The organism is Rhodoflexus sp. (genome assembly GCF_053489755.1).
Genome location: NZ_JBRCHD010000014.1, coordinates 74655 through 98188 on the forward strand (window position 1 = coordinate 74655; position 23534 = coordinate 98188).

The 23534-nt window shown below is 48.3% G+C and carries 15 protein-coding genes, 3 tRNA genes and 1 pseudogene; 13 read left to right on the forward strand and 6 right to left on the reverse strand.

What is annotated here, in order from left to right; genetic code table 11:
• Nucleotides 1-31: 31 nt before the first annotated feature.
• Nucleotides 32-3154 (reverse strand): M1 family metallopeptidase, encoded by a 3123-nt coding sequence (locus tag ACWIP2_RS03120; protein WP_448518443.1) that lies wholly within the window; start codon nucleotides 3152-3154, stop codon nucleotides 32-34.
• Between the two features lie 83 nt (nucleotides 3155-3237).
• On the opposite strand from ACWIP2_RS03120, the pseudogene ACWIP2_RS03125 reads away from it, so the two are divergent.
• A pseudogene (locus tag ACWIP2_RS03125) lies at nucleotides 3238-3783 on the forward strand (polyphosphate kinase).
• 735 nt (nucleotides 3784-4518) lie between these two features.
• Here the strand turns inward: ACWIP2_RS03125 and ACWIP2_RS03130 are convergent.
• The 3 genes from ACWIP2_RS03130 to ACWIP2_RS03140 all read right to left on the reverse strand — a co-directional run bounded on the left by ACWIP2_RS03130 (nucleotide 4519) and on the right by ACWIP2_RS03140 (nucleotide 4776).
• A tRNA-Lys gene (locus ACWIP2_RS03130) sits at nucleotides 4519-4594 on the reverse strand.
• A gap of 5 nt (nucleotides 4595-4599) precedes the next feature.
• Nucleotides 4600-4683, reverse strand: a tRNA-Leu gene (locus ACWIP2_RS03135).
• Nucleotides 4684-4703: 20 nt separating this feature from the next.
• A tRNA-Lys gene (locus tag ACWIP2_RS03140) sits at nucleotides 4704-4776 on the reverse strand.
• Nucleotides 4777-4874: 98 nt separating this feature from the next.
• On the opposite strand from ACWIP2_RS03140, the gene ACWIP2_RS03145 reads away from it, so the two are divergent.
• From ACWIP2_RS03145 to ACWIP2_RS03160, 4 genes are read left to right on the forward strand one after another with little or no spacing between them, the layout of a single operon-like run.
• A complete protein-coding gene (locus ACWIP2_RS03145) occupies nucleotides 4875-5612 on the forward strand; it encodes an SH3 domain-containing protein (RefSeq protein WP_448518444.1) in 738 nt (245 codons plus the stop codon).
• Nucleotides 5597-9733 carry a PAS domain S-box protein gene (locus ACWIP2_RS03150; protein ID WP_448518445.1) on the forward strand — a complete coding sequence of 1379 codons (4137 nt, stop codon included), beginning with the start codon at nucleotides 5597-5599 and terminating at the stop codon, nucleotides 9731-9733. Before ACWIP2_RS03145 ends, ACWIP2_RS03150 begins: the two co-directional genes overlap by 16 nt.
• A 16-nt stretch (nucleotides 9734-9749) precedes the next feature.
• Nucleotides 9750-10193 (forward strand): response regulator, encoded by a 444-nt coding sequence (locus ACWIP2_RS03155; RefSeq protein ID WP_448518446.1) that lies wholly within the window; start codon nucleotides 9750-9752, stop codon nucleotides 10191-10193.
• 1 nt (nucleotide 10194) lies between these two features.
• Entirely contained in the window at nucleotides 10195-10767 is a 573-nt protein-coding gene (locus ACWIP2_RS03160; protein WP_448518447.1) for a chemotaxis protein CheB, read from the forward strand.
• A gap of 119 nt (nucleotides 10768-10886) precedes the next feature.
• On the opposite strand, the gene ACWIP2_RS03165 is transcribed toward ACWIP2_RS03160, so the two are convergent.
• Entirely contained in the window at nucleotides 10887-11252 is a 366-nt protein-coding gene (locus ACWIP2_RS03165; RefSeq protein WP_448518448.1) for a lipocalin family protein, read from the reverse strand.
• 82 nt (nucleotides 11253-11334) lie between these two features.
• Nucleotides 11335-14028, reverse strand: a complete 2694-nt coding sequence (locus ACWIP2_RS03170) for a cation-translocating P-type ATPase (RefSeq protein WP_448518449.1) — start codon at nucleotides 14026-14028, stop codon at nucleotides 11335-11337.
• Nucleotides 14029-14129: 101 nt separating this feature from the next.
• Here ACWIP2_RS03170 and ACWIP2_RS03175 point away from each other — a divergent pair, with 101 nt between their 5' ends.
• The 8 genes from ACWIP2_RS03175 (at nucleotide 14130) to ACWIP2_RS03210 (ending at nucleotide 23529) form a co-directional block, all read left to right on the forward strand.
• The gene (locus ACWIP2_RS03175; protein ID WP_448518450.1) at nucleotides 14130-14519 is read left to right on the forward strand and encodes a hypothetical protein; all 390 of its coding nucleotides are present in this window, start codon (nucleotides 14130-14132) and stop codon (nucleotides 14517-14519) included.
• Between the two features lie 78 nt (nucleotides 14520-14597).
• Nucleotides 14598-15275 (forward strand): FKBP-type peptidyl-prolyl cis-trans isomerase, encoded by a 678-nt coding sequence (locus ACWIP2_RS03180; protein WP_448518451.1) that lies wholly within the window; start codon nucleotides 14598-14600, stop codon nucleotides 15273-15275.
• Between the two features lie 30 nt (nucleotides 15276-15305).
• Nucleotides 15306-16361 carry an agmatine deiminase family protein gene (locus tag ACWIP2_RS03185; RefSeq protein ID WP_448518452.1) on the forward strand — a complete coding sequence of 352 codons (1056 nt, stop codon included), beginning with the start codon at nucleotides 15306-15308 and terminating at the stop codon, nucleotides 16359-16361.
• A 2-nt stretch (nucleotides 16362-16363) separates the two neighbouring features.
• Complete coding sequence (locus ACWIP2_RS03190) at nucleotides 16364-17305, forward strand: glycosyltransferase family 2 protein (protein ID WP_448518453.1); 942 nt, start codon at nucleotides 16364-16366, stop codon at nucleotides 17303-17305.
• A gap of 125 nt (nucleotides 17306-17430) precedes the next feature.
• On the forward strand, nucleotides 17431-18696 hold the full coding sequence (gene gldJ, locus ACWIP2_RS03195) for a gliding motility lipoprotein GldJ (protein ID WP_448518454.1): 1266 nt from the start codon (nucleotides 17431-17433) through the stop codon (nucleotides 18694-18696).
• Nucleotides 18697-18826: 130 nt separating this feature from the next.
• Nucleotides 18827-19762, forward strand: a complete 936-nt coding sequence (locus ACWIP2_RS03200; protein WP_448518455.1) for an NAD(P)-dependent oxidoreductase — start codon at nucleotides 18827-18829, stop codon at nucleotides 19760-19762.
• A 44-nt stretch (nucleotides 19763-19806) separates the two neighbouring features.
• On the forward strand, nucleotides 19807-22224 hold the full coding sequence (locus tag ACWIP2_RS03205) for an alpha-ketoacid dehydrogenase subunit alpha/beta (RefSeq protein WP_448518456.1): 2418 nt from the start codon (nucleotides 19807-19809) through the stop codon (nucleotides 22222-22224).
• Nucleotides 22225-22233: 9 nt separating this feature from the next.
• Complete coding sequence (locus ACWIP2_RS03210; protein ID WP_448518457.1) at nucleotides 22234-23529, forward strand: UDP-N-acetylmuramoyl-tripeptide--D-alanyl-D-alanine ligase; 1296 nt, start codon at nucleotides 22234-22236, stop codon at nucleotides 23527-23529.
• The last annotated feature ends 5 nt before the right edge of the window (nucleotides 23530-23534 follow it).

Here is a 23534-nt window from a genome sequence, read left to right on the forward strand (position 1 = left end):
GTAATTTTATACTTCAAAGATAAGAAAAAAGCTACAAAGACCTACCAATTCCGAAAATAAATCGGTTCAAACTAAAATAGCGATCCTCTATTGGGCGGCTTGCTACAAAAGGCAGATCAATACGTACGATCACAGGCTTTTTATTGCGGTGTTCGCCTCCGGTCTGAATAGTCGCATAGGTGCCAATACCTGCATTTGCCAAGCATTCAATCTTGTCGAAACGGTTGTACAAAATGCCGGCGTCTGTAAACAAATAGCTATTTACTTTCACATATTGCTTCAATAACTTGGGGCGAACGGTCAATAGTTTGCTGAAATCCCACTCTAAATTGGTGCTGATGCCATGCCTGCCAATAAAAAAACGTTGGGAAGAACCGAAGGACTGCGAGGCAAAACCCCTAAGGTTCATACCGCCGGCCATATGCAGCCTGTTCCACTTGCTATCTTCTGTAATAAAAAACAAAGGTGAAACAAGGACAGCTTCCGTAAATCGGTTGCTTAGCAACTGTTCGGGATTCGCTCCTGCAACATACAAGTTAGACTCCAAATGCAGCAAAGAGCCTTGTGAAAAGCGGGCGTAGTAGCGCATCCGCAGGTCTGATTTTTTGCCTGTGATAGTGTGTTTCCATTCGCCTTCCAGATAGCCGTAGTTATCGGGTGTTATCCAAAACGGACTGCGCAAGAGTAGTTTTGCCTGTCCGTTGCTTTTGCTTTTTTGATAATAGCGCGTTAGTGATGTGTTTAGCGTACTATTGACAACCCCCGTGCGCCAGAAAGCAGGAAAATGCAAGTAGTTGCGGTCGGTTTCGGCGGGTCTGTAGAGCGTCAACTGATTGACCTCCAGCAGGTGATAATTGGGATTGTATTGGTCGCGGCGGCGGATGATGCGCGAGAGTCCTACCTGATGCCTGTAAACGCCCGCATTCCATTTAGCGTTAATATGTTGCTGCCAGCGCGGCATCATGGAAAGATAATAGCCATTGATATTGACCTGCGCCGACCATTTGCGGTGAAATGACTTGTCCGCTTCGGGAATGTTGTTAGGCAGGATGCCGCTGTTCCACCATGCGGCTATGAGCCAGTTTTTTCTATTTTGAAAGTAGTCGCCTGAAAGCCGTGCGCCTATCTGAAAGCCGTCGTAATTGTTGTACCAAATGTCAGGTCGCCAAAAGTACTGCCAATCGCGCCAGCGGGGCAGATTTTTTACTTTGTGTTCCCACTGAATATGCGGGAGTTGTCGTTGCCATATATTATTGCTGCGGTCTATATCGGCAAGGGTTTGCGAGGTATCTATTTCTACGCGCACAGGCGGCGCATCTAATTGAACGGTAGCCGCATAGCGGCGGTTGAGTACGCTGCCCCAGCCTGTCCATTTGGGTAAAATGCTTGCCGCTGTCGGCTTTTGAAACCAGTCATTAGGGATGTGAAAATTTTTTACTTCGCCGCTGCGAGTGGTAATGCTGATGTCTAAGGGCATTTGCATCTCGCCTTTGCGGGTCAGTTCCAGTTGGTATTCACCCTGTTTTTTGCCTTTGCGAAGTCCTGTAATGGCGTAATCGGTCGTTTTAGTCGTTTCCGTCCATTGGTCAAAAAACCAGTTCAGGTTTTGTCCGGTGGTAGCGACGACGCTTTGTCGGAAATCTTCGGGGTAGGGGTGTTTAAACTTCCACCGCCGCACATAATCGGCGATAGCCTTGTAAAAAAGTTCATCGCCTAGCACGTAACGCAACTGCATGAGCATCGTGCCGCCTTTGGAATAGGTCAGCCCATAGCCGCCTGTTTGCCCGATGCCGCCGTTGAAATCGTTGGAATGGGTATTCAGCGGCTTGTCAAAACCCTGATGAACAGCATCTAAATAAGGGTAAATCAGCCGCGCGTAGCCAAAGTTATAAGGCTGCAAACGGCGCGTAACGGCTTTGCTTTTAACGCCTTGCGGCACTTCTTTGCCGCCGTAGAGTTTTTCTAGCATCCAAACGGTCAGAAATTCGGCAAAACCTTCGTCTAAGTAGGCGCGATAAGTTTCGTTATTGGCGAGCATACCATAAAACCACTGATGCGCCAGTTCATGGGCAATCAGCCCGATATTGCCCGGATAGAAGCCGTTGACAATCGCCATCATGCCGTATTCGGTGCCGTCCTGCGCATCGGCAACGACTAAGGAAGGGTATTCATACGCGCCAAACTGTTCGCTGTAGAGCCGCATCATCAGCGCTACAAGTCCGGGGATTTCCTGCCAGCGTGCGGCGTGCGGTTCGCGCGCCAGCACCTGAATCTTTGTGCCGCGCAGTACGACCTCGCCTATGCGGTAAGTAGGGTCGACAGTAAAAGCAAAATTATGCACGTTTTCCGCTGTGAAATGCCATGTTTTGGTCTTTCCCTGTTCTTCGGGAACAATGACAGAAGGTTTTTCGTAGAGCGGCTTACTCTTGAAATTGCTCAATTGTAAACGCTTTTTCAGGGCGGCAGGCAGTACTTCATCTTCGTTAAGCAATAATCCCGTTGCGCCGACGATGTACTGCTGCGGCAGGGTCAGTCGCACGTCAAAGTTGCCGAATTCGGCGTAGTATTCCTTGTCCAAATGTTGGGGCGTATGCCAGCCGTAGCGGTCGTACACGCACACAACGGGATACCAGTGCACGGCGTTGTAATGCTTGACCCCGTATTGGCGAAACATTTTTTGGCGGCGGCGCATTGTTCCCCCGTCGTCAAACCAAGTGCGAAAGCGGATTTTGACCTGTACCGAATCGCCCGATTGCAGAGGCTTATTTAGCCGCACTTCCATGATGGTATTGTCAATCAGGTATTGCGCCGAATCGCCGTTAATGCGCAAGCCGTCAATGCGTGTGCCCAGCCCTGCCGCTTCGTTGCTGCCAAAACGAACAGGCGAACCATTGGCGCGGTAGAGGTGGTGGTAGTACGATTCAGGCTGAAAGGCGTTAGCATAGAGGTGAAAATACAACCTGTCCAGCGTTTGCGGGGAATGGTTGTAGTAGGTAAGCAGCGCCTCCGCCGCGATGACATCAGCCCTGTCATCTAATGTGGCAACTATTTGATAATCAGCCCGCTGTTGCCAGTAGTCAGTTTGGGCAAAGGATAAATGGATACAGTAAAAGAGCGCCAGCAACGCGCCCGTTGAACGAATGATGAATGGCATTGCCGCAAAGTTACAAGATAGCGGCGGCTTTGCGTGCTTGTTTGTATCTTCACAAAAACAGATGCAAACAAATCTTACTGCATATGATAACAGAACCAATCAAACTCAGTCAATTTTCTACGCTGCTGTCTGCCGATGTACAAGAAAAAGCGGTTCGCGAGCAAACTGTACAGCTTTTGGAGCAACTCAAAGATTTTCAGGTAAAACTTTACGCGCAGGCAAAATATGCAGTCTTAGTCATCATTCAGGGGATGGATGCGTCGGGTAAAGACGGGGCTGTCAAAAATGTTTTTTCGGGAGTCAATCCGGCGGGCTGCCGCGTGAAATCGTTCAAAGTGCCTACCGAAGAGGAGCGCAAGCACGACTTTCTGTGGCGCATTCACCGCGAATGCCCCGAAAAAGGCGTGATTCAGATTTTCAATCGCTCACACTACGAGGACGTTCTCGTGCCTGCTGTTCATAAACTAGTTGGATAAAAAAGCATCAGCAGACGCTTCCACGACATCAATGCTTTTGAGCGACTGCTGACAGATCATCATACCATTATTCTAAAATTTTACCTACATATCTCTGAAAAGGAACAGTTGGAGCGCATCAACGAGCGGCAAACTGCTCCGATGAAGCGATGAAAATATCAGGAAGCAGATATTATAGAAACACGCCATCGCAGATCTTACATGAGGGTTTATGAAAAAATATTTGAACGATGCAGTGAAATACCCTAGAAAATTGTCCCCAGCGATAGAAACTGGTACAAAAACTATTGTATGTTACAGACCATCATAGAAACCCTTAGCCGCTACGACATCCGCTACCCGCATGAGTATTGAGGTTTGGCTGCTTTTTGAAACACAGATTTTTGCAGATTGCGCGGATTTACGCTGCATCTCTTACGAAAGGGAATTGCTTTCTGTGCCTTTGCGGTAGAGCTTTTTTATTGCAAAGATCGCCGAGTTTTACGCGGAAAACACCGAGGTTAAATTCATTTTATACCATTATGAAATGGCATGATGGGTCAATCGAGGCTGTCCAAAAAGGCTGAATATAGCACAGACTTCAGTCTGTAGTTGTCTGATTATCAAGCATTTAAATGATCACAGACTAAAGTCTATGTTACTTTTTAGACAGTCTCACAGGCAGAAAAAAGGGGCAGGGATGCTCTCAATGCTACCAATATGCAATCTCTCTGGCTTGCATTTGAACACAGCTCCTACGGGATAAAAACAGCACAGTAGATGATTCATTTCAGTATTATTTACTGCAAAGCACGTCGGGTTCTACCGAGATTGGTCTGATTTGAGCAGTTACTCTGTTGGGGGCATCATAAAATAATGGCCTGACAATCGAAAGATGGTCAGGCTTTTTGGTGATCCCGCTGGGACTCGAACCCAGGACCCATACATTAAAAGTGTATTGCTCTACCAACTGAGCTACGGAATCATCTGTGCGCAAGAGAAGACTCGAACTTCCACGGGCTAACGCCCACCACCCCCTCAAGATGGCGTGTCTACCAGTTTCACCACTTGCGCAATTTGGGGTCGTTTATCGGTGATCCCGCTGGGACTCGAACCCAGGACCCATACATTAAAAGTGTATTGCTCTACCAACTGAGCTACGGAATCTTTACTTTTGCCTTCTAAACAAAGCATTTACGGCAATTGTTTTTCAAAGCAACGTCTTTGCTTTTTTTGCGCCCACAAAAGTATGATACGAAAATCAAATGCGAAAGATCAACTACAATATATTTCTGGTTTTTTTTATTACATTGCTTGGTGCTACCCTTGCATGGGCGCAGCAGTCGCCTGCTAATCTGTTGCAAAAAGCCGATTCGCTATACGGAAAAGGCAGATATACAGAAGCCGGCCTGATTTACAGGCAGGTACTCGATGTGCACCAGAGTTATTCCCCGCAGATGCTTGCCAAATCTGCCTTTATTGCCGAAGGCTCTGAGAACTACGACGAGGCACTGTACTACCTGATGCTGCTTTACTCAAAGCAGCAAAGCGAAGCGCTGTACAACAAAATTACCGATCTGGCGGCGCGTTATGAACTTTCAGACTATACCGTCAGTGATGTCCAATACATGACCTATACCTTACAACGCTACCTGCCCTATTGGGGCAGCTTACTGGTGGGGCTGGCCTTACTGTGGGTAATCTATCTAAGCCGAAAAAGGCAGCGCAAGCAGGTGTCTTCTGTTGTTGCAGGTTTGGGTATCCTGTTGCTCGTAATTTTTATTTACCTAATACAAACCTTTTTATCGTATCCCAAGGCAATTATTCGCAGCGAAAAGGCGTTTATTATGAGCGCCCCTGCCGCAGGATCTGAACTTATACTGACGGCAAAGAGAGGTTATTGTTTCCGCGTTACAGAAGTTAAGGATATTTGGTGTCGTATCGCATGGGAAGATGGCAAAGCCGGCTATATAAGACGCAGTAATTTATGGATGATAGAGTAATGACCGATCTGGATGAGATAGCAGTGGACAAAGAAGTGGCAGAGATACGTCTGCTGCCTTTAGTACTTGTTGTCATCATCTGGGGAATTAATTTGCTGCCGCACCAGCAGGCAGAAGTGCGTTTTGGTTTAGCGCTGCTTGTCTGGATGCCTGCAATAACGTTAGCACTGTCTGCATCTACCTTTTTCAGATTTTTCAGGCATGAACACACGCGCAGGAATCTGCTCATGGTTTATCAGGCACTGTTGCTGCCGGGTATCGTTAGCGAGTTGTTTAGTCATAGTTATCATCCGCTATTTTTACTGATTTATTTATGTACAGTGGCAATGATCGCTTTCGTTACGCGCCATAGCCGCATTAGGCTACTCATATTCTTAGTAGCTGCAACCTTACTTATTTTTTGTCATCCACTATTTGCAAATCTACAGATAGAGCAGATACAGACATGGCAGGTCGCTTCCATGATCATCTGTATATGGAATGCTGCATTATTTGTTATCAGCAGCAAAGTTCGTGATCGGCAGATAAGCCAAACGCGTCGCTATTTACAAACCATTGATGAGGCTGCTGAAAGACAGAGAGTTTATGCCGAGCAGCTACACATCGAGCGGCTGCACCTGCGGAATATCATAGATAACATTGACTTATTTGTTGCCTTAGTTGATAAAAATGGCATCGTTATGCATATCAACCAGCCATTCATAGACTACATCGGTTCGCATGGTGTAAGCGCAGATCTACTTGGCAAATCAATTAGCTCTATTGCAATCAACGAGGAAAGAAAACGACAGGTAGAAGAGTATATCGCAGCAGCCTTACAAGGACAGACGATAACCGGGGAATTGTATAACGATTATCTGAGTAAGTATCTTACCTTGCGCTATTGCCCGATTAAGGATCACGCAACGGGTGAAACATACGGAGTGGGGATTTATTATCGCGATGTTACCGAATCCTACGAAGCCCAGCAGCAACTCAGATACTCAAATAAGCAATTGAGAGCCATTCTGGATTCAATGGATCGGAATGTGTACCTAACCGATCGGCAGGGCAGGATGATCAATGCGAATAAGTGTGCCTATGAAGGGCGTTTTGGTTTGAAACCTGCTCCGCCGATAGGCGAACTGCTCTCTGATAACATAGAAGAACCTGAAAATCGAAAAAACTATTTGCGCAACCATGCAAAGGCAGCAAAGGGCAAATCATCAACAGTAGACTATTACATAGAGCACTTAAAAGTGTGGATGCAGGTACAGTACATGCCTGCCTACGACCAAGAAGGGGCAATTTTTGGGGTGATTATAACTGTAACAGATATTTCTCTGCAAAAACAGTCCGAAGAAACCCTGCTCTATGCCTTGAAACGAAACAAGGCAGTGCGGGCAAAGCTGAAAGAGCGGGAAATTATGTACAGGCAGTTGCTCGACGCGAGTGCAGATCAGATTGCACTCAAAGATGTCAGCTCCAACTATCTGTGGATGAACCGCCGGTTCAAAGAGTTCTATGGCGATACACCGATGTCTGATACCGAGTTTCAGGGAAAAGAGCAAGCCGAAGATAACGAGGTACTCACTACACAGCTATCCGGTGTTTACGAATACTGGGCCTGCAATTTACAGGGGGAGAATCATTTGCTGCGAACGATCAAAGCCCCTATCCGAGATAAGAATGGTAATATTGACAAAATCGCTGTTTTTTCTACCGATATTACAGAGCAAAATGAGCGTATCCGTACTTTAGAAGGGCTGGTCAAAGCCTATCAGGAACTTAGCGAACAGGAACGTGCCAAAGAGCGTGCGCTTTCTGAAAGTCAGGCAACCATACAGTTGTTGGCAGAAAACACCAGCGAACTGATCGCTCTCACACATGCCAATGGCACTTTTAAATACGTTAGTCCTTCTGCTGAAAAACTGATTGGTTTTAAGCCTGAAGAGATGATTGGGCGTTCGTGGGGGGATTTCTTTCATCTCGACGACCTGTTGCAAATGCAGGAGATGGCCGAGAGAATGCAGGCAACCAATGCCGAGCATACGCTCACGCACAGGATTCGCACCAGTGAGGGGCGTTATCTTTGGTTAGAAACGATCTGGAAATACATCTTTGACGAGCAGCAAAATATTATCGGTATTCAGACTTCCTCGCGCAATATTACCGATCGGATGGCTGCCGAGCAGGCAATACAGGCACTGGTAACGCGCTACCAGACCTTGTTTGATGCCAGCTACGATGCGATCCTGATTCTGAAAACCAATCCGCTCGATCCTGTAGATTTGCAGGTAGAAGAGGCTAATGCTGCTGCACAGGAGCTTTTGGGCTACAGCCTCGATGAACTCAAAGAGATCAATATTCTTACCATTGAAGAAAAGATTTCCTGGCACGAAATGCGTAAACGCATCCATACATTTATCAGCCAACGCAGGTTGCTATTAGAAACCCGGGTGCGCAAAAGAAGCGGTGAGTGGGTATGGGTCGAAATTGTAATTGTGCCGTTCCGAATCAATCAGGAAGATTATTTACAGTTTACGCTCCGCGATATTTCGCTGCGTAGGCAGGTCGAAGAAGTTGTACAGGCCAAGGCTGTTGCCGAGAAATCGCTCGAGTTCAAGAGTAGCTTCCTTGCCAAAATGAGCCACGAGATCCGCACCCCTATGAACGGGCTGCAAGGGCTAACCCATATGTTGCTGCGTACAGAACTCAATGAGCGCCAGAAACATATTGTTGAAAGCATCCAGAATAGCACCAAAGGGCTACTTACAATCCTCAATGATATTCTGGATCTGTCGAAACTGGAAGCCGGAAAACTGGCCTTGAATCTTGCCCCGATGGATGTGCGTCGTTGCATTGCGGAGGTCAAAGAATTGTTCAGTGCGGTAGCGCTCGAAAAGAATCTGGTATTGGAAGATGTGATAGCTACCAATCTGCCCGCAACCATTGTTTCGGATTATAACCGACTGCGACAGGTAATCAATAACTTAGTCAGCAATGCAATTAAGTTTACCGATCAGGGTTCAGTTACGATTACTGCTGAGATAGCCGAGTCTTTTGACGACTACGACCTACTACGGATCAGCATTCGCGATACAGGGATAGGTATTGATGCAAAATCATTTAAATATTTATTTGAAACGTTTTATCAGGGCGATACCAGCAAAGGTTTAGGTACAGGCTTAGGTTTAGCTATTTGCAAAGAGTTGGTCGAACTGTTGGGCGGAAAGATTGATTTGCAAAGCACACCAGGGCAGGGAAGTTTGTTTTGGTTTACTTTCAAAGCATGGCGCACATCAGAAGTGCAGTTGCCGCCTGCCGAAGTGGTGCGTTATGTATATAGAGCGCGGCAGCCCGTACAGATCCTGCTGGCAGAAGATGTGGCTGTCAACCAAGAGATAGTAAAGTGGATGCTGGAGGAAATAGGCGCTCAGGTAACAGTTGCCGAAAATGGGCTAATTGCCTATGAATATGCGCGGCAGACTACTTACGATCTGATTATCATGGATATTAATATGCCTGTGATGGACGGCATTACAGCCACCCGACATATCAAGGCAGTAGCAAGTTCCAGTGTGCCTGTGATTGGGGTGAGTGCACATGCTATGGCAGGAGATGCGGATACTTTTATAGAGCAGGGGATGGACGCATACCTGACAAAACCGATTGACCCGGATGCGCTCTACGAGATGATTTACCGCTTTCTTCCCGAACGGATAGAGCGTATTCCTATGCTTGTTGCCCAAGCAGAGGCAGGTCAGACAAGCGCCGAATTACCACTGATGAACCCTGCCGTTGTTGCACATATTAAAAAACTGGCAGGCAGCCAGACGGGTATGTTGCAAGGTTTGCTCGAGAGTTTTATTACTGACATCGGACAACTGCGGGAAAAGATCGGTGCAGCACACGCACAGGCTAAAGCTGCCGAGATGGTAAGTGCGCTGCATACGCTCAAGGGGCTTTGTGGAACTATTGGGGCCTCGCGTCTGTTCGAATGTGCAAGCGCGACCTATGCACAGGCATCCAGCGATCCCCGTTCGATTACTCAGGATCAACTGAACCGACTTTTTCAACTGATAGATGCTACCACAGAGGCGGTTCATCAGGATTATTTTGTTAATATGCGGATGCCATAACGAAGCAAAGCCGAGTATGGACGATTACAACCTCAAACAAATACAAATGATGCAAAGCGCTACACAACCTTCGTTCAAATTATTTGTCATAGAAGACAACCGCACGGAAAGTATGCTGCTCCAACTGGCACTTTCTGAGATTAAGAATCTGGACGTTAAAACATTTACTACGGCCGAACAACTGCTTGCGCATCTGTCCGAGCAGCCTGATATTGTGCTGGTTGATCTCATTTTGCCCGATATGGATGGAATAGAACTGATCCGTCGGATTCAGTCAGCCAGTCCTGATAGCCGTATTGTAGTTGTTTCTGCGCAGCGCGATATGGACGTACTTGCAGAAGTGCAGGCACTTGGCGTATTTAATTATCTGGTCAAAAGTGAAATGTGTCTGACGTATTTGCATAGGGTTATCTCCGAGTTGCTCATACTGATCCGTCACTATCGTACACAAACTTCCTGATATGCTACACCCCATAGAAGCAGTTGTCATTGGTGGATCTGCCGGCAGCATTAGAGCTGTGCGAACGATCTTTCAGTATTTGGAAGTATTGCCTGTGCCTGTATTGATTGCCTTGCACCGCCCCTCGAGTGATCCCTCCTCCAATTTGCGAGTCGTATTAGATACGGTTTGCAAGATGCCTGTTGTTGAGCCAGAAGCAGGGATGCGGCCAATGCCTGGACAGGTCTATCTGGCTCCTGCCGACCAGCATCTGGTCGTAGAAAAAAACAGAACATTTGAGCTATCCCGCAGCCCACTGGTGCATTACTCACGCCCTTCGATTGACGTGATGTTCCTCTCTGCTGCCGATGTATACCACAGAAATACTATCGGCATCTTGCTGACAGGAGCCAATCAGGACGGCGCTATGGGTATGAAACTACTTAAAGAGGCAGGAGGAATAACCGTTGTGCAAGACCCAGCCGACTGTATGATTGACACGATGCCACGTGCTGCCATGGCTATTACGCAGATAGACCATGTATTAGATGCGAAGCAGATAGCCGAGTGGCTCAACCGTTATTTTTCGCTGTAATCCCATTTTACTATGATTTTTTTGTTCAGACTTTGCCGCTTGCGGCTATTTGGAGGGTAGTATCCTAAAAAGCCCGACAAGTATAAAACCAATCGGTTTCGTATTTGGGCAGAATGCGTCTATTGCCTTTTCAGTTCCAGAATCTGTATCTGATTGGCCCCGTCGGTAGCTTTCCAGATTTGGAGGTTTTTCTTGTTTTCCATGAAAAGCCAAGTTTTGCCCAGATCAGAGCCTTTGCTGTCTATGGTAACGTAGGTATCGGTAGCTGTCCAGCGGAAAGAACCTTTATCGGTCTTTTCTGTACCTAAAATATTGTAGCTCAAGTTTTTAAAACCTTTGCCATTATTTTTGAAAGTCATTGTGCCGATGTTGGAGAGCGTAACACTGCTCTGGCCTGCCGAACTTACCTCATACTTTTGGATATTCCATGTACCGGCTAAGCGGTGTGAACAAGCACTCGCTAAAATCAACAAGCAGAATGCCATCGTTTTCGACATATTTTTTGTCATAAGTATATAAAAGTTTGATTGATTAGACAACTTAATCAATAATCCTGCCATAGTTCGATCAAATATTTGCCGAACGGCGGTAGCGCAGCAATTTATACAACTCGCCCATCCAGAGTACGCCTGAGGCTGCCAAGGCAAGTGTAGCAAATTCTACAAATGAAATAGGCTCAAAATGAAACATTTCTGCCAACGCAGGCACTTCTATGATTGCTATCTGAATAACTACCGAAACAACCATCGCAACATTGATGTATCGGTTGGTAAAAAAGCCTACTTGGAAAATAGACAGTTGCAGCGAGCGCATATTGTAAACATTATACAACTGACAAAACGCCATGACAATGAAGGCTGCTGAACGGGCTTTATCAATACCTTCGGGCAAAAACCATTTGAAAGCAGCCATCGTCAGGATAGTCATCAGACTCGCATTGATAAGCAAAAAAGGAAGCACTTCACCGGTCAGAATGTTTTCCTTTGGATCAACGGGCTTTTGTTTGAGTACATCGCCGTGCCCGCTTTCGGTAGCCAGCGAAATATCCCCTACGCCATCGGTTACTAAGTTGAGCCATAAAATTTGCGTAGCGGTCAGCGGAATCGGCAGACCTGCCAGAATAGATATGATCAGGGTGATAATTTCGGCAAAATTGGTAGTGAGTAGGTAAAAACTTGTTTGGCGCGCATTGGTGAATACAATACGCCCTTCCTCTACGGCGCTGACGATGGTAGAGAAGTTGTCGTCTGCCAGCACTACTTTGGCAGAATCGCGGGCTACGTCCGTCCCCATTACTCCCATCGCCACGCCCACGTCGGCGCGTTTGAGCGCAGGCGCGTCGTTTACCCCGTCTCCTGTCATTGCAATCAGTTCGCCGCCGGCTTGTAGCGTTTCGGCAATCCGCAGTTTCATATGAGGCGTAAGTCTTGCAAATACGTTGGTGGTATGCACGACCTGTTCAAACTCTTTTTCGTCTAAGCCCAACAACTGCTGCTCGGTGAGCGCAAGGATTGAGTGTTTTTCCCGACCGTCTATAATTCCCGTAGCGCGGGAAATAGCAATAGCAGTATTGACGTGGTCGCCTGTTGCCATAATCACGCGGATACCTGCCCGCTTGCAGGCAGCTACAGCGTCGCGCACATCGGGGCGCGGCGGGTCTATCATGCCCACCATACCGGCAAAAATCAGGTTTACCAAATGATCCTCCACCACATGCACCGCATCGGCAGGTTCATCGCGCCAAGCAAGCGCAATCACGCGCATGGCTTGTAGCGACCACTCGTCCATCTGGTGTTTTAGGCGATGCGACCATTCCTCTGTCATCGGAAACACGCCATCGGGCGTTGAGATATAGGAGGACTTGGCTAATACCTTTTCCGGCGCACCCACAATGAGCAACTGCCTTTTACCCGCCCTTTCGGCGAGCGTTGCCCGCATTTTCAAATTGGAATTAAAAGGTAGGTCGTCAATTTTGCGGATGCTCGTATCTTCTTTAGGAGAGAATCCTCCTTTGCGCGCCAATGCCAGCAGCGCACCTTCAGTAGGGTCGCCGATGAGTTGGTAGCTATCCGTTTCTTTGTTGTGTTGGATGTCCGAATTGTTGCTCCAACCGCAAATGGTCAGCAGCTGACTCAGCACAGGAATCCCCTTAGGATCTACAACTGTTTTGCCGTGCATAAAATTACCAACAGGCGACCAGCCCTCGCCTGTGATATTCCATTCGGGCATGTCTGGGATGAATACTTTGCGTACCGTCAGCGTATTTTGGGTCAGTGTACCTGTTTTGTCGGTAATGATGGTTGTAACGGCGCCCAGCGTTTCGGTAGCTGTAAACTCGCGGACGATAGCATTGCGCTTGGCCATTCGGTTAGCGCCAATTGCCAGCACAATAGCCAGCACGGCGGGCAACCCGGCGGGAATAGATGATACTAACGCGGCGATAGCTACCAGGAGCACCTCTTCTAAAGTTCCTTCCTGATAGAAATAGGCAATGGCAAATAGCAAAACCGCGCTGAAAACAGCAATAACCGCCATTTGTTGTGCCAGCGCGTCGGTCTTCTTCTGAAAATTGGTTTTGGTAGGCTTGATTTTACTCAGCGAAAGAGCAATCTCACCAATGGCAGTGTTAAGACCTGTCCCTGTAACAACTGCCAGCGCATAGCCTCCGGCAATGAATGTACCCTTGTATAACATATTGCGGCGATCTGCCATCGCAGTTTCAGCAGGCACAATGTCTGTTGTCTTCTGTACAGGAACAGACTCGCCCGTCAACGGGGCTTCTATTGCCCGCAGGTTTTTGGCCTCAATGATTCGCGCATCGGCGGGTATGCTATCGCCTTCTTCCAATACGATAATATCACCAGGTACAAGTTCACGGGCAGGCAATGTAAGTTTTGCACCATTGCGCAATACTTTTGCCTGCGGAATTAACATACTTTTCAGTGAAGCTACAGCATTTTCTGCACGGATTTCCTGCGCAAAACCAATCGTTGCATTGATTACGATTACTGCCAGAATAACGTACATATCGGCGGCATGTCCGGTTGCCCACGATATGGCAGCCGCACCGAGCAGAATAAATACAAGCAGGCTTTTGAACTGTTTGAGAAAAATCAGCGACCAGTGTTGCCGCCCTGCTTCGGGGATTTCGTTGTAGCCGTACTTTCTCCTCCGCTCAGCCACTTCCTGATCTGAAAGCCCGCTGCGGTTAGATCGTAGTTCCTGTAAAACCTCGTCGGGCAAAAGTTGGTAATACTGCATAGTGAAGTTTGAATGTTTGGTGCGAACAAAATAAATAATTTTTTGCGAAGTCCGATCGAACCATTATCTTTTCAATCCAATCAACCGCTAATCTTACAGCCATGACTTACAGTAAATTTATCATCCATCAGGGAATAGAAATTCTCTATACAGATATTCGCAATACAAACCCGCAGGAGGGACTCGAAGCGCTGCGCCAATGCCGCGAGAACTGTAAAAGCCGCCCCGTAAACTCTGTGCTCAGCCTGATAGATGTTACCAATGCCCGCTACAACAGCGAACTGATTACCTATGCCAAAGAAATATCGCGCGATAACAAACCGTACATTCTGGCCGCAGCCGTCTGCGGCTTTAACGACCTAACCAAATTGATGATTAATTCTATCCTTTTTTTCGCAGACAGGCAAGATGTTAAACTATTTGACACAAAGGAGGAAAGTCTGAAATGGCTGCTGCAACAGTATTACAAAAAATGCTCCACAGCAAAGTGATTAGATGAAGGTTTGTTTTTGTAGTGCGTTCTTAGCGCGGCAAAAGATTGCATAACTTTGCTGCAAAAAACTACAGACATGAAAAAATTGGCACTACTTTTTGTTGCCTATGCCCTATTGGGTACTGTTCAGGCACAGGATAACTGCAACAACTGCCTTCCCAAACAGCTAGCTCCTGCCGACTATTGCCATACCTCAACCAACTTTGGCGGACTTTGCGCACAGTTCAAGGAAAGTCAGGGCTTTTTCTTGCTGCTCAACGGCAAAACTGCCCGCAAAATCAATGTTGGCAAAGCAGATGATACTGCCTATATGCTGGGCATAGCTAATGATAAGAGCCTGAAGATCAGTGCTGCAGAAATTCTCTTCATACAAGAAGCCCTGCAAAACTGGTCTATAGTAGAGCGCCGACTCGGTTTTGCCATGCAACCTAGCGGCTTGGGCATCAAAATCCTTAAAGAAGGTGATGGCGAACTGCCTCCAAACGGCAAAAATGTAATCGTACACTACACAGGCTATCTGGAAGACGGAACTAAGTTTGATAGTTCGGTGGACAGAGGACAACCTTTCAGTTTCGGTTTGGGACAAGGACAAGTCATCAAAGGCTGGGACGAAGGCATCGCCAAGCTCAAAGTCGGCACCAAAGCCGTGCTGCTCATACCTGCCAGCCTCGGCTACGGCAGCCGTGGCGCAGGCGGAGTAATCCCGCCCAATGCTACGCTTTTCTTCGAGGTAGAACTGCTGGGTGTAGAGTAAGAAGAAAGTAATTTAATCGTCCATCTTCTCATGTTTCAGGAAATAACAGGCGTTACGCCCAAGTCTTTGGGGTATCAATTTCCCGCCGAGTGGGCAAAGCATCGGGCCACTTGGTTAAGCTGGCCGCACAAAGAAGCCTCCTGGCCTGGAAAAATTCATAAGATTTATCCTATTTATGCCCAATTTGTCAAGGCGATAGCCACTGGCGAACAAGCGCATATTAACGTTGCCGATGAGGCGATGAAGCAATTTGCGCTACAACACCTGCAAGCCGTTGGCGCTGACTTATCGGCTATCCACTTCCACCTGTTTCCTACCAACGACGCTTGGTGCAGAGATCATGGGCCGGCTTTTGTCATCAACCCTAACGCCGCCGAGCGCAAGGCAATCGTTAAGTGGAACTACAACGCGTGGGGCGAAAAATACCCGCCGCATGATTTGGATAACGAAATTCCCGTACACATTGCCCGCTACCTGCAAGTGCCGATGTTCCGCCCCGGCATTGTGATGGAAGGCGGCGCGGTGGACTTCAACGGCGAAGGAACGCTACTCACAACCACTTCCTGCCTGCTCAACCCGAACCGCAACCCGCATCTTTCCCAAGCGCAAATTGAGCAATATTTAGCCGACTATTACGGCGTTGAACAAATCCTCTGGCTGGGCGATGGCATCGTAGGCGATGATACCGACGGACACGTGGACGACATCACGCGCTTTGTCAATCCGCACACAGTAGTTACGGTAGTGGAACACAACAAAGCCGACGAAAACTACGAGCCTTTGCAGGAAAACCTCAAAGCGCTGCAAACCATGCGCCTGCTGAACGGCAAGCAATTAGACATCGTAGAACTGCCCATGCCCGACGCGGTGATTTACCAAGACATGCGCCTGCCGGCTTCCTATGCGAATTTTTACATTGCCAATGCGGTGGTAGTCGTGCCAACTTTCCGCTGTGACAAAGACGAGCAAGCGCTGGAAATCCTGCAAAAGTGCTTCCCCGACCGCAAAGTAATCGGACTGGACTGCACAGACATTGTCTGGGGCTTAGGAACTTTTCATTGCCTAAGTCAGCAAGAACCTGAATAGTTATGAACCCCATTTCCCTTTCCGTCATTATTCCCGTTTACAACGAGTCGTTGAACGTAAAGCCGCTTTACGAGCGCCTGTCGGCTGTTGTGCGGGGGTTGCAGTTGTCCCATGAGTTTATTTTCGTCAACGACGGCAGCCGCGACAACACGCTGGAATTAGTGCATCAGTTGGCAGCGCAGCATCCCGAAGTCAAATACATTGACCTGAGCCGCAATTTTGGGCATCAGATAGCCGTGAGCGCGGGGATAGATGCCGCCCGCGGGGAGGCTGTTGTCATCATTGATGCCGACCTGCAAGACCCGCCCGAACTCATCGGCGAAATGTACGCCAAAATGAAGGAAGGCTACGAGGTTGTTTATGCCAAAAGGCGGCGACGCAAAGGCGAAAGTTTTATGAAATTGCTCACCGCAAAGGTATTTTATCGGATTTTAGCGGCTATCACTACTATCAACATTCCGATAGACACGGGCGATTTTCGCATCATGGATAAAAAAGTGGTAGAAGCGCTCCGCCGGATGCCCGAAACCAACAAGTTCCTGCGCGGGCAAATTTCGTGGATTGGTTACAAACAGACCTACGTAGAATACGACCGCGCCGAGCGGCACGCCGGACAAACAGGTTATACCTACCGCAAAATGTTGCGCTTCGCATTAGACGGCATCACTGCTTTCTCCAATTTCCCGATCAAAGCCGTGACCATTATGGGCTTCACGGTTTCAATAGTAGCCTTCTTGTTTGTTTGTATTTCGTTCTACATCCGATACTTTACCAATCTGCACGTAGAAAGAGGCTGGACATCTATTATCGTTGCCATTCTTTTTCTCGGCGGCGTACAACTTATTAGTATCGGCATTTTGGGCGAGTATATCAGCCGCATTAACACCGATACCAAACGCAGACCGTTATATTTCATCAGAGAATCGAACTTAGACAAGAAGTAAATCGCACGCATAGCATACGATCAGTTCTTTTTTTTCGTTCTTTACAGAAGAATGGCAAAAAACTTGTTAAAGAAATACCTTTGAAGGTGATAACCTCATCTGCTGATCTTATAAAGCAAACTGTTATGAACAACGGCTTTCGAACAATAGCAAATTTTGGACTGGCTGCCCTGATGGTGCTTGCCTTCGCTGCTTGCAACAAAAACAAGAAACCCACTAGCATAGATCCAGGTAAAGAATCTACTGCTACAGGATTAAAATATGGTTCTGCGGGTGGAAAAAATAAAAACAACGAGTTTGCCCTGCGCAAATTCAAAGGCCAGCCCGATGGCCCTAACCTTGTGTACATAGAGGGTGGCCGCCACGTACTCGGATCTCAGGAAGAGGATGTACTGCTGGCACGCGACAACATCGAGCGCACAGTTACGATTGCTTCTTTTTACATGGATGAAACCGAAGTAGCCAACATACACTGGTTAGAGTATCTGCACTATGTACGCGACTCCGGCGAACAGTACTATGAAGAAGCCTTACCTGATACAATGGTTTGGGCTGCTGAGTTAGCTTTTAACGATCCTTACATTGATTACTATTTCCGTTATCCGGGCTTCCGTTACTTCCCTGTAGTAGGTGTATCTTGGAGACAAGCTGTTAACTACTGTGTATGGCGTACAGAAGCCGTTAACCGCGGCTTAGCTGCTAAAAACGGTAATAAAGACGAGAAAGCTAAGGCAAAAGCAGGCGAAAGAATTCCATTAGAGAGTGGTATAGTACTACCAGGCTATCGCCTCCCTTCCGAAGCGGAGTGGGAATATGCTGCCAAAGGCCTGATTGCAACCCAATACATGGACGAAATGCAAGATTATGGTCGTATCTATCCATGGGATGGGCACTCGCTGCGCAATCCTTACGGTCGTCAGATGGGTGAGTTTCTTGCGAACTTCAAACGCGGACGCGGTGATTATGCAGGTATTGCCGGCAAACTCAACGACGGTGCAATGATCACCGAGTGGGTATATGCCTATCCTCCTAACGACTATGGTTTGTACAATATGGCAGGCAACGTAAATGAGTGGGTAGAAGATATTTATCGTCCACTCTCTTTTGAAGACGTAAGCGACATGAACCCCGTTCGTACAGACGGCAAAGGTCTGCGAAATGCCGGCGCTACGCGCCCTAAAGATCCTGATTACTTAGATCCTGCATCTGCCTATAACAAACGCGATTTCGTGAGTATCGTAGATAACCAGCAACGCGTTTACAAAGGTGGTTCATGGAAAGATGTAGCTTACTGGCTAGCTGTAGGTACACGCCGCTTCCTTGCAGAAGATTCTGCTACTGCAACGATTGGTTTCCGCTGTGCGATGATTCGCGCAGGTGGTAGCCGCTAAACAATCTGCTCGTTAATAAAATCTTGCAAAAGAGCTGCTCTCGTCGGAGTAGCTCTTTTGGTTTGTGTAGCCTACCGTTTACGGTATATACATGTAGCAGGTGTGCCAATTGTTAATTCTTAATCAAATGATGAAAAAACGCGTATTAATCATAGACGAAATGCACAATTCGCTGCTCGATATGCTAGCCGCAGCGGGATTTTTGCCTGATTATCAGCCTGCTATTACCCGCGCACAGCTTCTGGATATCATAGCCAACTATGAAGTAATGATTGTTCGCTCCAAAACGGTGATAGATGCTGAACTGTTGGGCAGGGCTACCAACTTGCAAATACTGGCACGTGCCGGAGCGGGTACTGACCAAGTGGATATGGCTGCGCTGCACGCCCGCAATATCTCGCTTATCAATGCGCCCGAGGGCAACCGCGATGCTGTCGGTGAACACGCTGTTGGTATGTTGCTCGCGCTGATAAACAAACTCGTGCAGGCAGACGCGCAGGTGCGCCAAAAAATCTGGCAGCGCGAAGCCAATCGCGGCTACGAACTGATGGGCAAAACCGTCGGTATCATCGGCTATGGGCACATGGGGCAATCCTTTGCTCGCCGATTGAGCGGTTTTAGCTGCTGTGTGCTGGCTTATGACAAGTACAAAACCAACTTTTCCGATGCTTACGCAACGGAAGCCACATTAGAGCAACTGCAACAGGAGGCAGAAATTATCAGCGTGCACATCCCGCTAACGACAGAAACCAGAGGCTGGATGAGTACTGAATTTTTCAATCGTTTCTCACATCCGATTTGGCTAATTAACACCGCTCGCGGCGAAATCATCCCGCTGGCTGCCCTTCGCGAAGCGCTGCAAAGCGGCAAACTGCGCGGCGTTTGTCTGGATGTACTGGAGCAGGAAAAGTTAGACCGCTTGACAGCCGAACAAGCTGCTGACTTTGAATGGCTTGCAAAGCAAACCAACGTAATTTTTTCGCCTCACGTAGCGGGCTGGACTTACGAGTCCTACGAGCGAATCAACCGCATATTAGTGGACAAACTCGTACAGCTTACGGCTTAAATGCTTATTTTTGTGCTGAAGATCAAACCGAAAATAGACAGAGAATGGCACAAACCGAATTTTCAACCGCTACCTTTTCCCTAACACGCGAGGAAGTGCTGAACGACTATCGCATTGCCTGCGAGAGCCGTCATGCCAGTTTGATGGGGCGCAAAGAAGTGTTTATGGGAAAAGCCAAATTCGGCATTTTCGGCGATGGCAAAGAAGTCGCACAAATTGCGATGGCAAAAGCCTTCCGCAAAGGCGATTTCCGTTCGGGCTACTACCGCGACCAAACCTTGATGTTTGCACTGGGGGCGCTGACATTGGAGCAATATTTTGCACAGTTATATGCCCACCCCGACATAGCGGCAGAACCCGCCACCGGAGGGCGCTGCATGAACGGACACTTTGCCACCCGCAGCTTAGACGAAAACGGCAAATGGGTAAACCTGATGGAGCAATACAACTCTGCTGCCGATATTTCTTGTACTGCCGGACAAATGCCGCGTCTGGTCGGTTTGGCATATGCTTCTAAACTCTACCGCCAAAATCCGCAACTGGCAGGGATGACTAATTTTTCTGTACAAGGCAATGAAGTTGCTTTCGGAACGATTGGCAATGCCTCAACTTCCGAGGGCTTGTTTTTTGAAGCACTCAATGCGGCAGGCGTATTGCAGATACCAATGGTAATAGCAGTTTGGGACGATGCTTACGGCATTTCCGTTCCGCAGGAATACCACACTACCAAAGGCGATATCTACAAAATCCTGATTGGTTTGCAGCGCACCGAAAGCGAGCCGGGTTTTGAAATGTTTCAGGTCAAAGGCTGGCAGTACGACGAGTTGTGCCAGACCTTTCTTGCAGCTGCCCAAGTTGCCCGCCGCGAGCACGTTCCCTGTCTGATACATGTTACGGAATTAACGCAGCCGCAGGGACACTCTACCTCAGGTTCACATGAGCGCTATAAGTCTAAAGAGCGACTTACATGGGAAGCAGAGCACGACTGCAACAAGCAAATGGCAAAATGGATCATGGCAAACGGCTATGCTACTGCCGAAGAGTTGGAGGAAATAGACCGCCACGCTAAGCAACGCGCTTTAGAGGCGAAAAATAATGCGTGGTCTGCCTTCGTAGAATCCATGAAAGGCGACCAGCAAGAAGTGCTGCGCCTGTTGGCAGAAGCCGCCGAAGGCTGCACCGACGCGGCTTTGAAAGAGCAATTACAAATGGTGCGTTCCGAATACCAACGCACCATCAACCCACAGTACATGGATGCCATGAAAGCTGCCCGCCACGGCTTGCGCCTGCTGCGTGGACAGAACAATGCTACCCGTCAGGCATTGATTAACTGGGTGAAAAAATCGGAAAAAGCCAACGAACGCCGCTTCAATTCCCACCTACTCAGTGAATCGGACGAGTCTGCGCTGCTGGTGCAGGAAGTTAAGCCCGTTTATTCTGAAAATTCGCCTGTTGTGGACGGACGCGAGGTGTTGCAGGCTTGTTTTGATGCCATCCTTGCCCGCGACCCGCGCGTATTTGCCATCGGTGAAGACGTGGGCAGAATCGGCGACGTGAATCAGGCGTTTGCAGGTTTACAGGCCAAATATGGCGAACTGCGCGTAGGAGATACCGGCATCCGCGAAGCCACCATCATTGGGCAAGGCATCGGCGCTGCCATGCGCGGACTGCGCCCTATCACCGAAATTCAGTACCTAGATTACCTGCTCTACGCCATTCAGACGCTGTCTGACGACTTGGCATGTTTGCATTATCGCACTGCCGGCGGACAAAAAGCCCCGCTGATTGTGCGCACACGCGGACATCGCTTAGAGGGTATTTGGCACTCAGGTTCACCTATCGGCATGATTATCAATAGCTTGCGCGGAATGCACGTGCTTGTGCCGCGCAACATGACGCAGGCGGCAGGTATGTACAACACGCTGCTGCTCTCCGACGAACCCGCGTTGGTGATTGAATGCCTCAACGGCTACCGCCTCAAAGAGCGTCTGCCTGATAATGTGGCTGAGTTTACTGTGCCGCTGGGCGTTCCTGAAGTGATTCGTCAGGGAACGGACGTAACTATTGTAACCTACGGTTCTATGTGCCGCATTGTGATGGAAGCTGCCGAAGATCTTGCCAAATTTGGCATAGATGTAGAAATCGTGGATGTGCAAACGCTGCTGCCTTTTGACCGCTACGGCATCATCGGGCAGTCGGTGCGCAAAACCAACCGCGTCATTTTTGCCGACGAAGACGTACCGGGCGGCGCAACGGCTTATATGCTGCAACAAGTAATGGACAATCAGGATATTTTCCAGCATCTTGACGCGCAGCCTGTTTGCATTGCTGCCAAGGCACATCGTCCGCCCTATGGCTCCGACGGCGACTATTTCACCAAGCCAAATCCCGAAGATATTTTTGACGCGGTGTATGCCATGATGCACGAAGTAAGCCCGACGCAATATCCAGAGATTTACTAACCTGTTTCCATGTCTCAAATGACAATCACTACCGAACAACTCTACGCGCATTATTGCTCCCATTCGGTAGTTAGTACAGACAGCCGTCAATTGCCCGACGGCTGTCTGTTTTTCGCTTTGAAAGGCGCTAATTTTGATGGCAACCAATTTGCAGCCCACGCGCTGGAACAGGGCGCAGCCTATGCCGTTGTGGACGACCCTGCCGTTGCTGTTTCTGAACGCTTTTTATTGGTTGCCGATGTTTTGCAAAGCCTGCAACAATTGGCGCTGCACCACCGCAAGCAGTTGCCAATTCCTTTTCTTGCCATTACAGGCACAAACGGAAAAACGACTACCAAAGAATTAGTAGCGGCTGTATTGCGCCAAAAGTATCGCACCCATGCCACACAGGGCAATCTGAACAATCACATTGGCGTGCCGCTCACGCTGCTGCAAATTCGCCCCGACACAGAAATTGCCGTAATTGAAATGGGCGCAAATCGCATCGGCGATATTGCCGAACTCTGCCGCATCGCCGCGCCCGATTTTGGGCTGATTACCAACATCGGGCAGGCGCATCTGGAAGGTTTTGGCAGCTTTGAGGGGATCATTCGCGCCAAAAGCGAGCTTTTTGACCATTTGCAAACAGGTGGAAAGGCATTTATCAATGCGCGTAATCCACTGCTGGCTGAATTGGGTAAGCAGTTCCCGCAACCGATTTTCTACGGGCTGCGCGATACCATCGCCTTTGCCCAGTTGCTGGAAACCACACCTTTCATTCGCTACAGAGATTCCGAAGGGCACACACACGATACGCAACTCATCGGCGCGTATAACTTTGATAACATCCTCACTGCCATTGCTGTTGGCAGTTATTTCCATGTGCCTGCCGTGCAGATTCATCAGGCAATTGCAAGCTATGCACCTACCAACAATCGCTCGCAGGTGCGCCGCACAGCAAGTAATACGCTGATTATGGATGCGTACAATGCCAATCCATCCAGTATGCAGGCGGCATTGGAAAGTTTTGCACAGATGCCCGCTGCAAAAAAAGTAGTCATTCTCGGCGATATGCTTGAACTGGGAGAGTACAGCGCAGCCAAGCACCGCGAAATTGCCGAAAAAGCCATGCAAGGCGGATTTGCAAGCGTACTGCTCTGCGGCAAGGCATTCTATGACACTCGGCAAGCAAGCGATTCAGCCTTATTTTTTGAAAATAAGACTGCACTTGCCGAATGGCTGCAAGCCAACCCTGTTCGCAACAGCTACATCCTGCTCAAAGGCTCGCGAGGTATGGAACTGGAAACAGTTGCGGATTTGTTGTAAAAGAC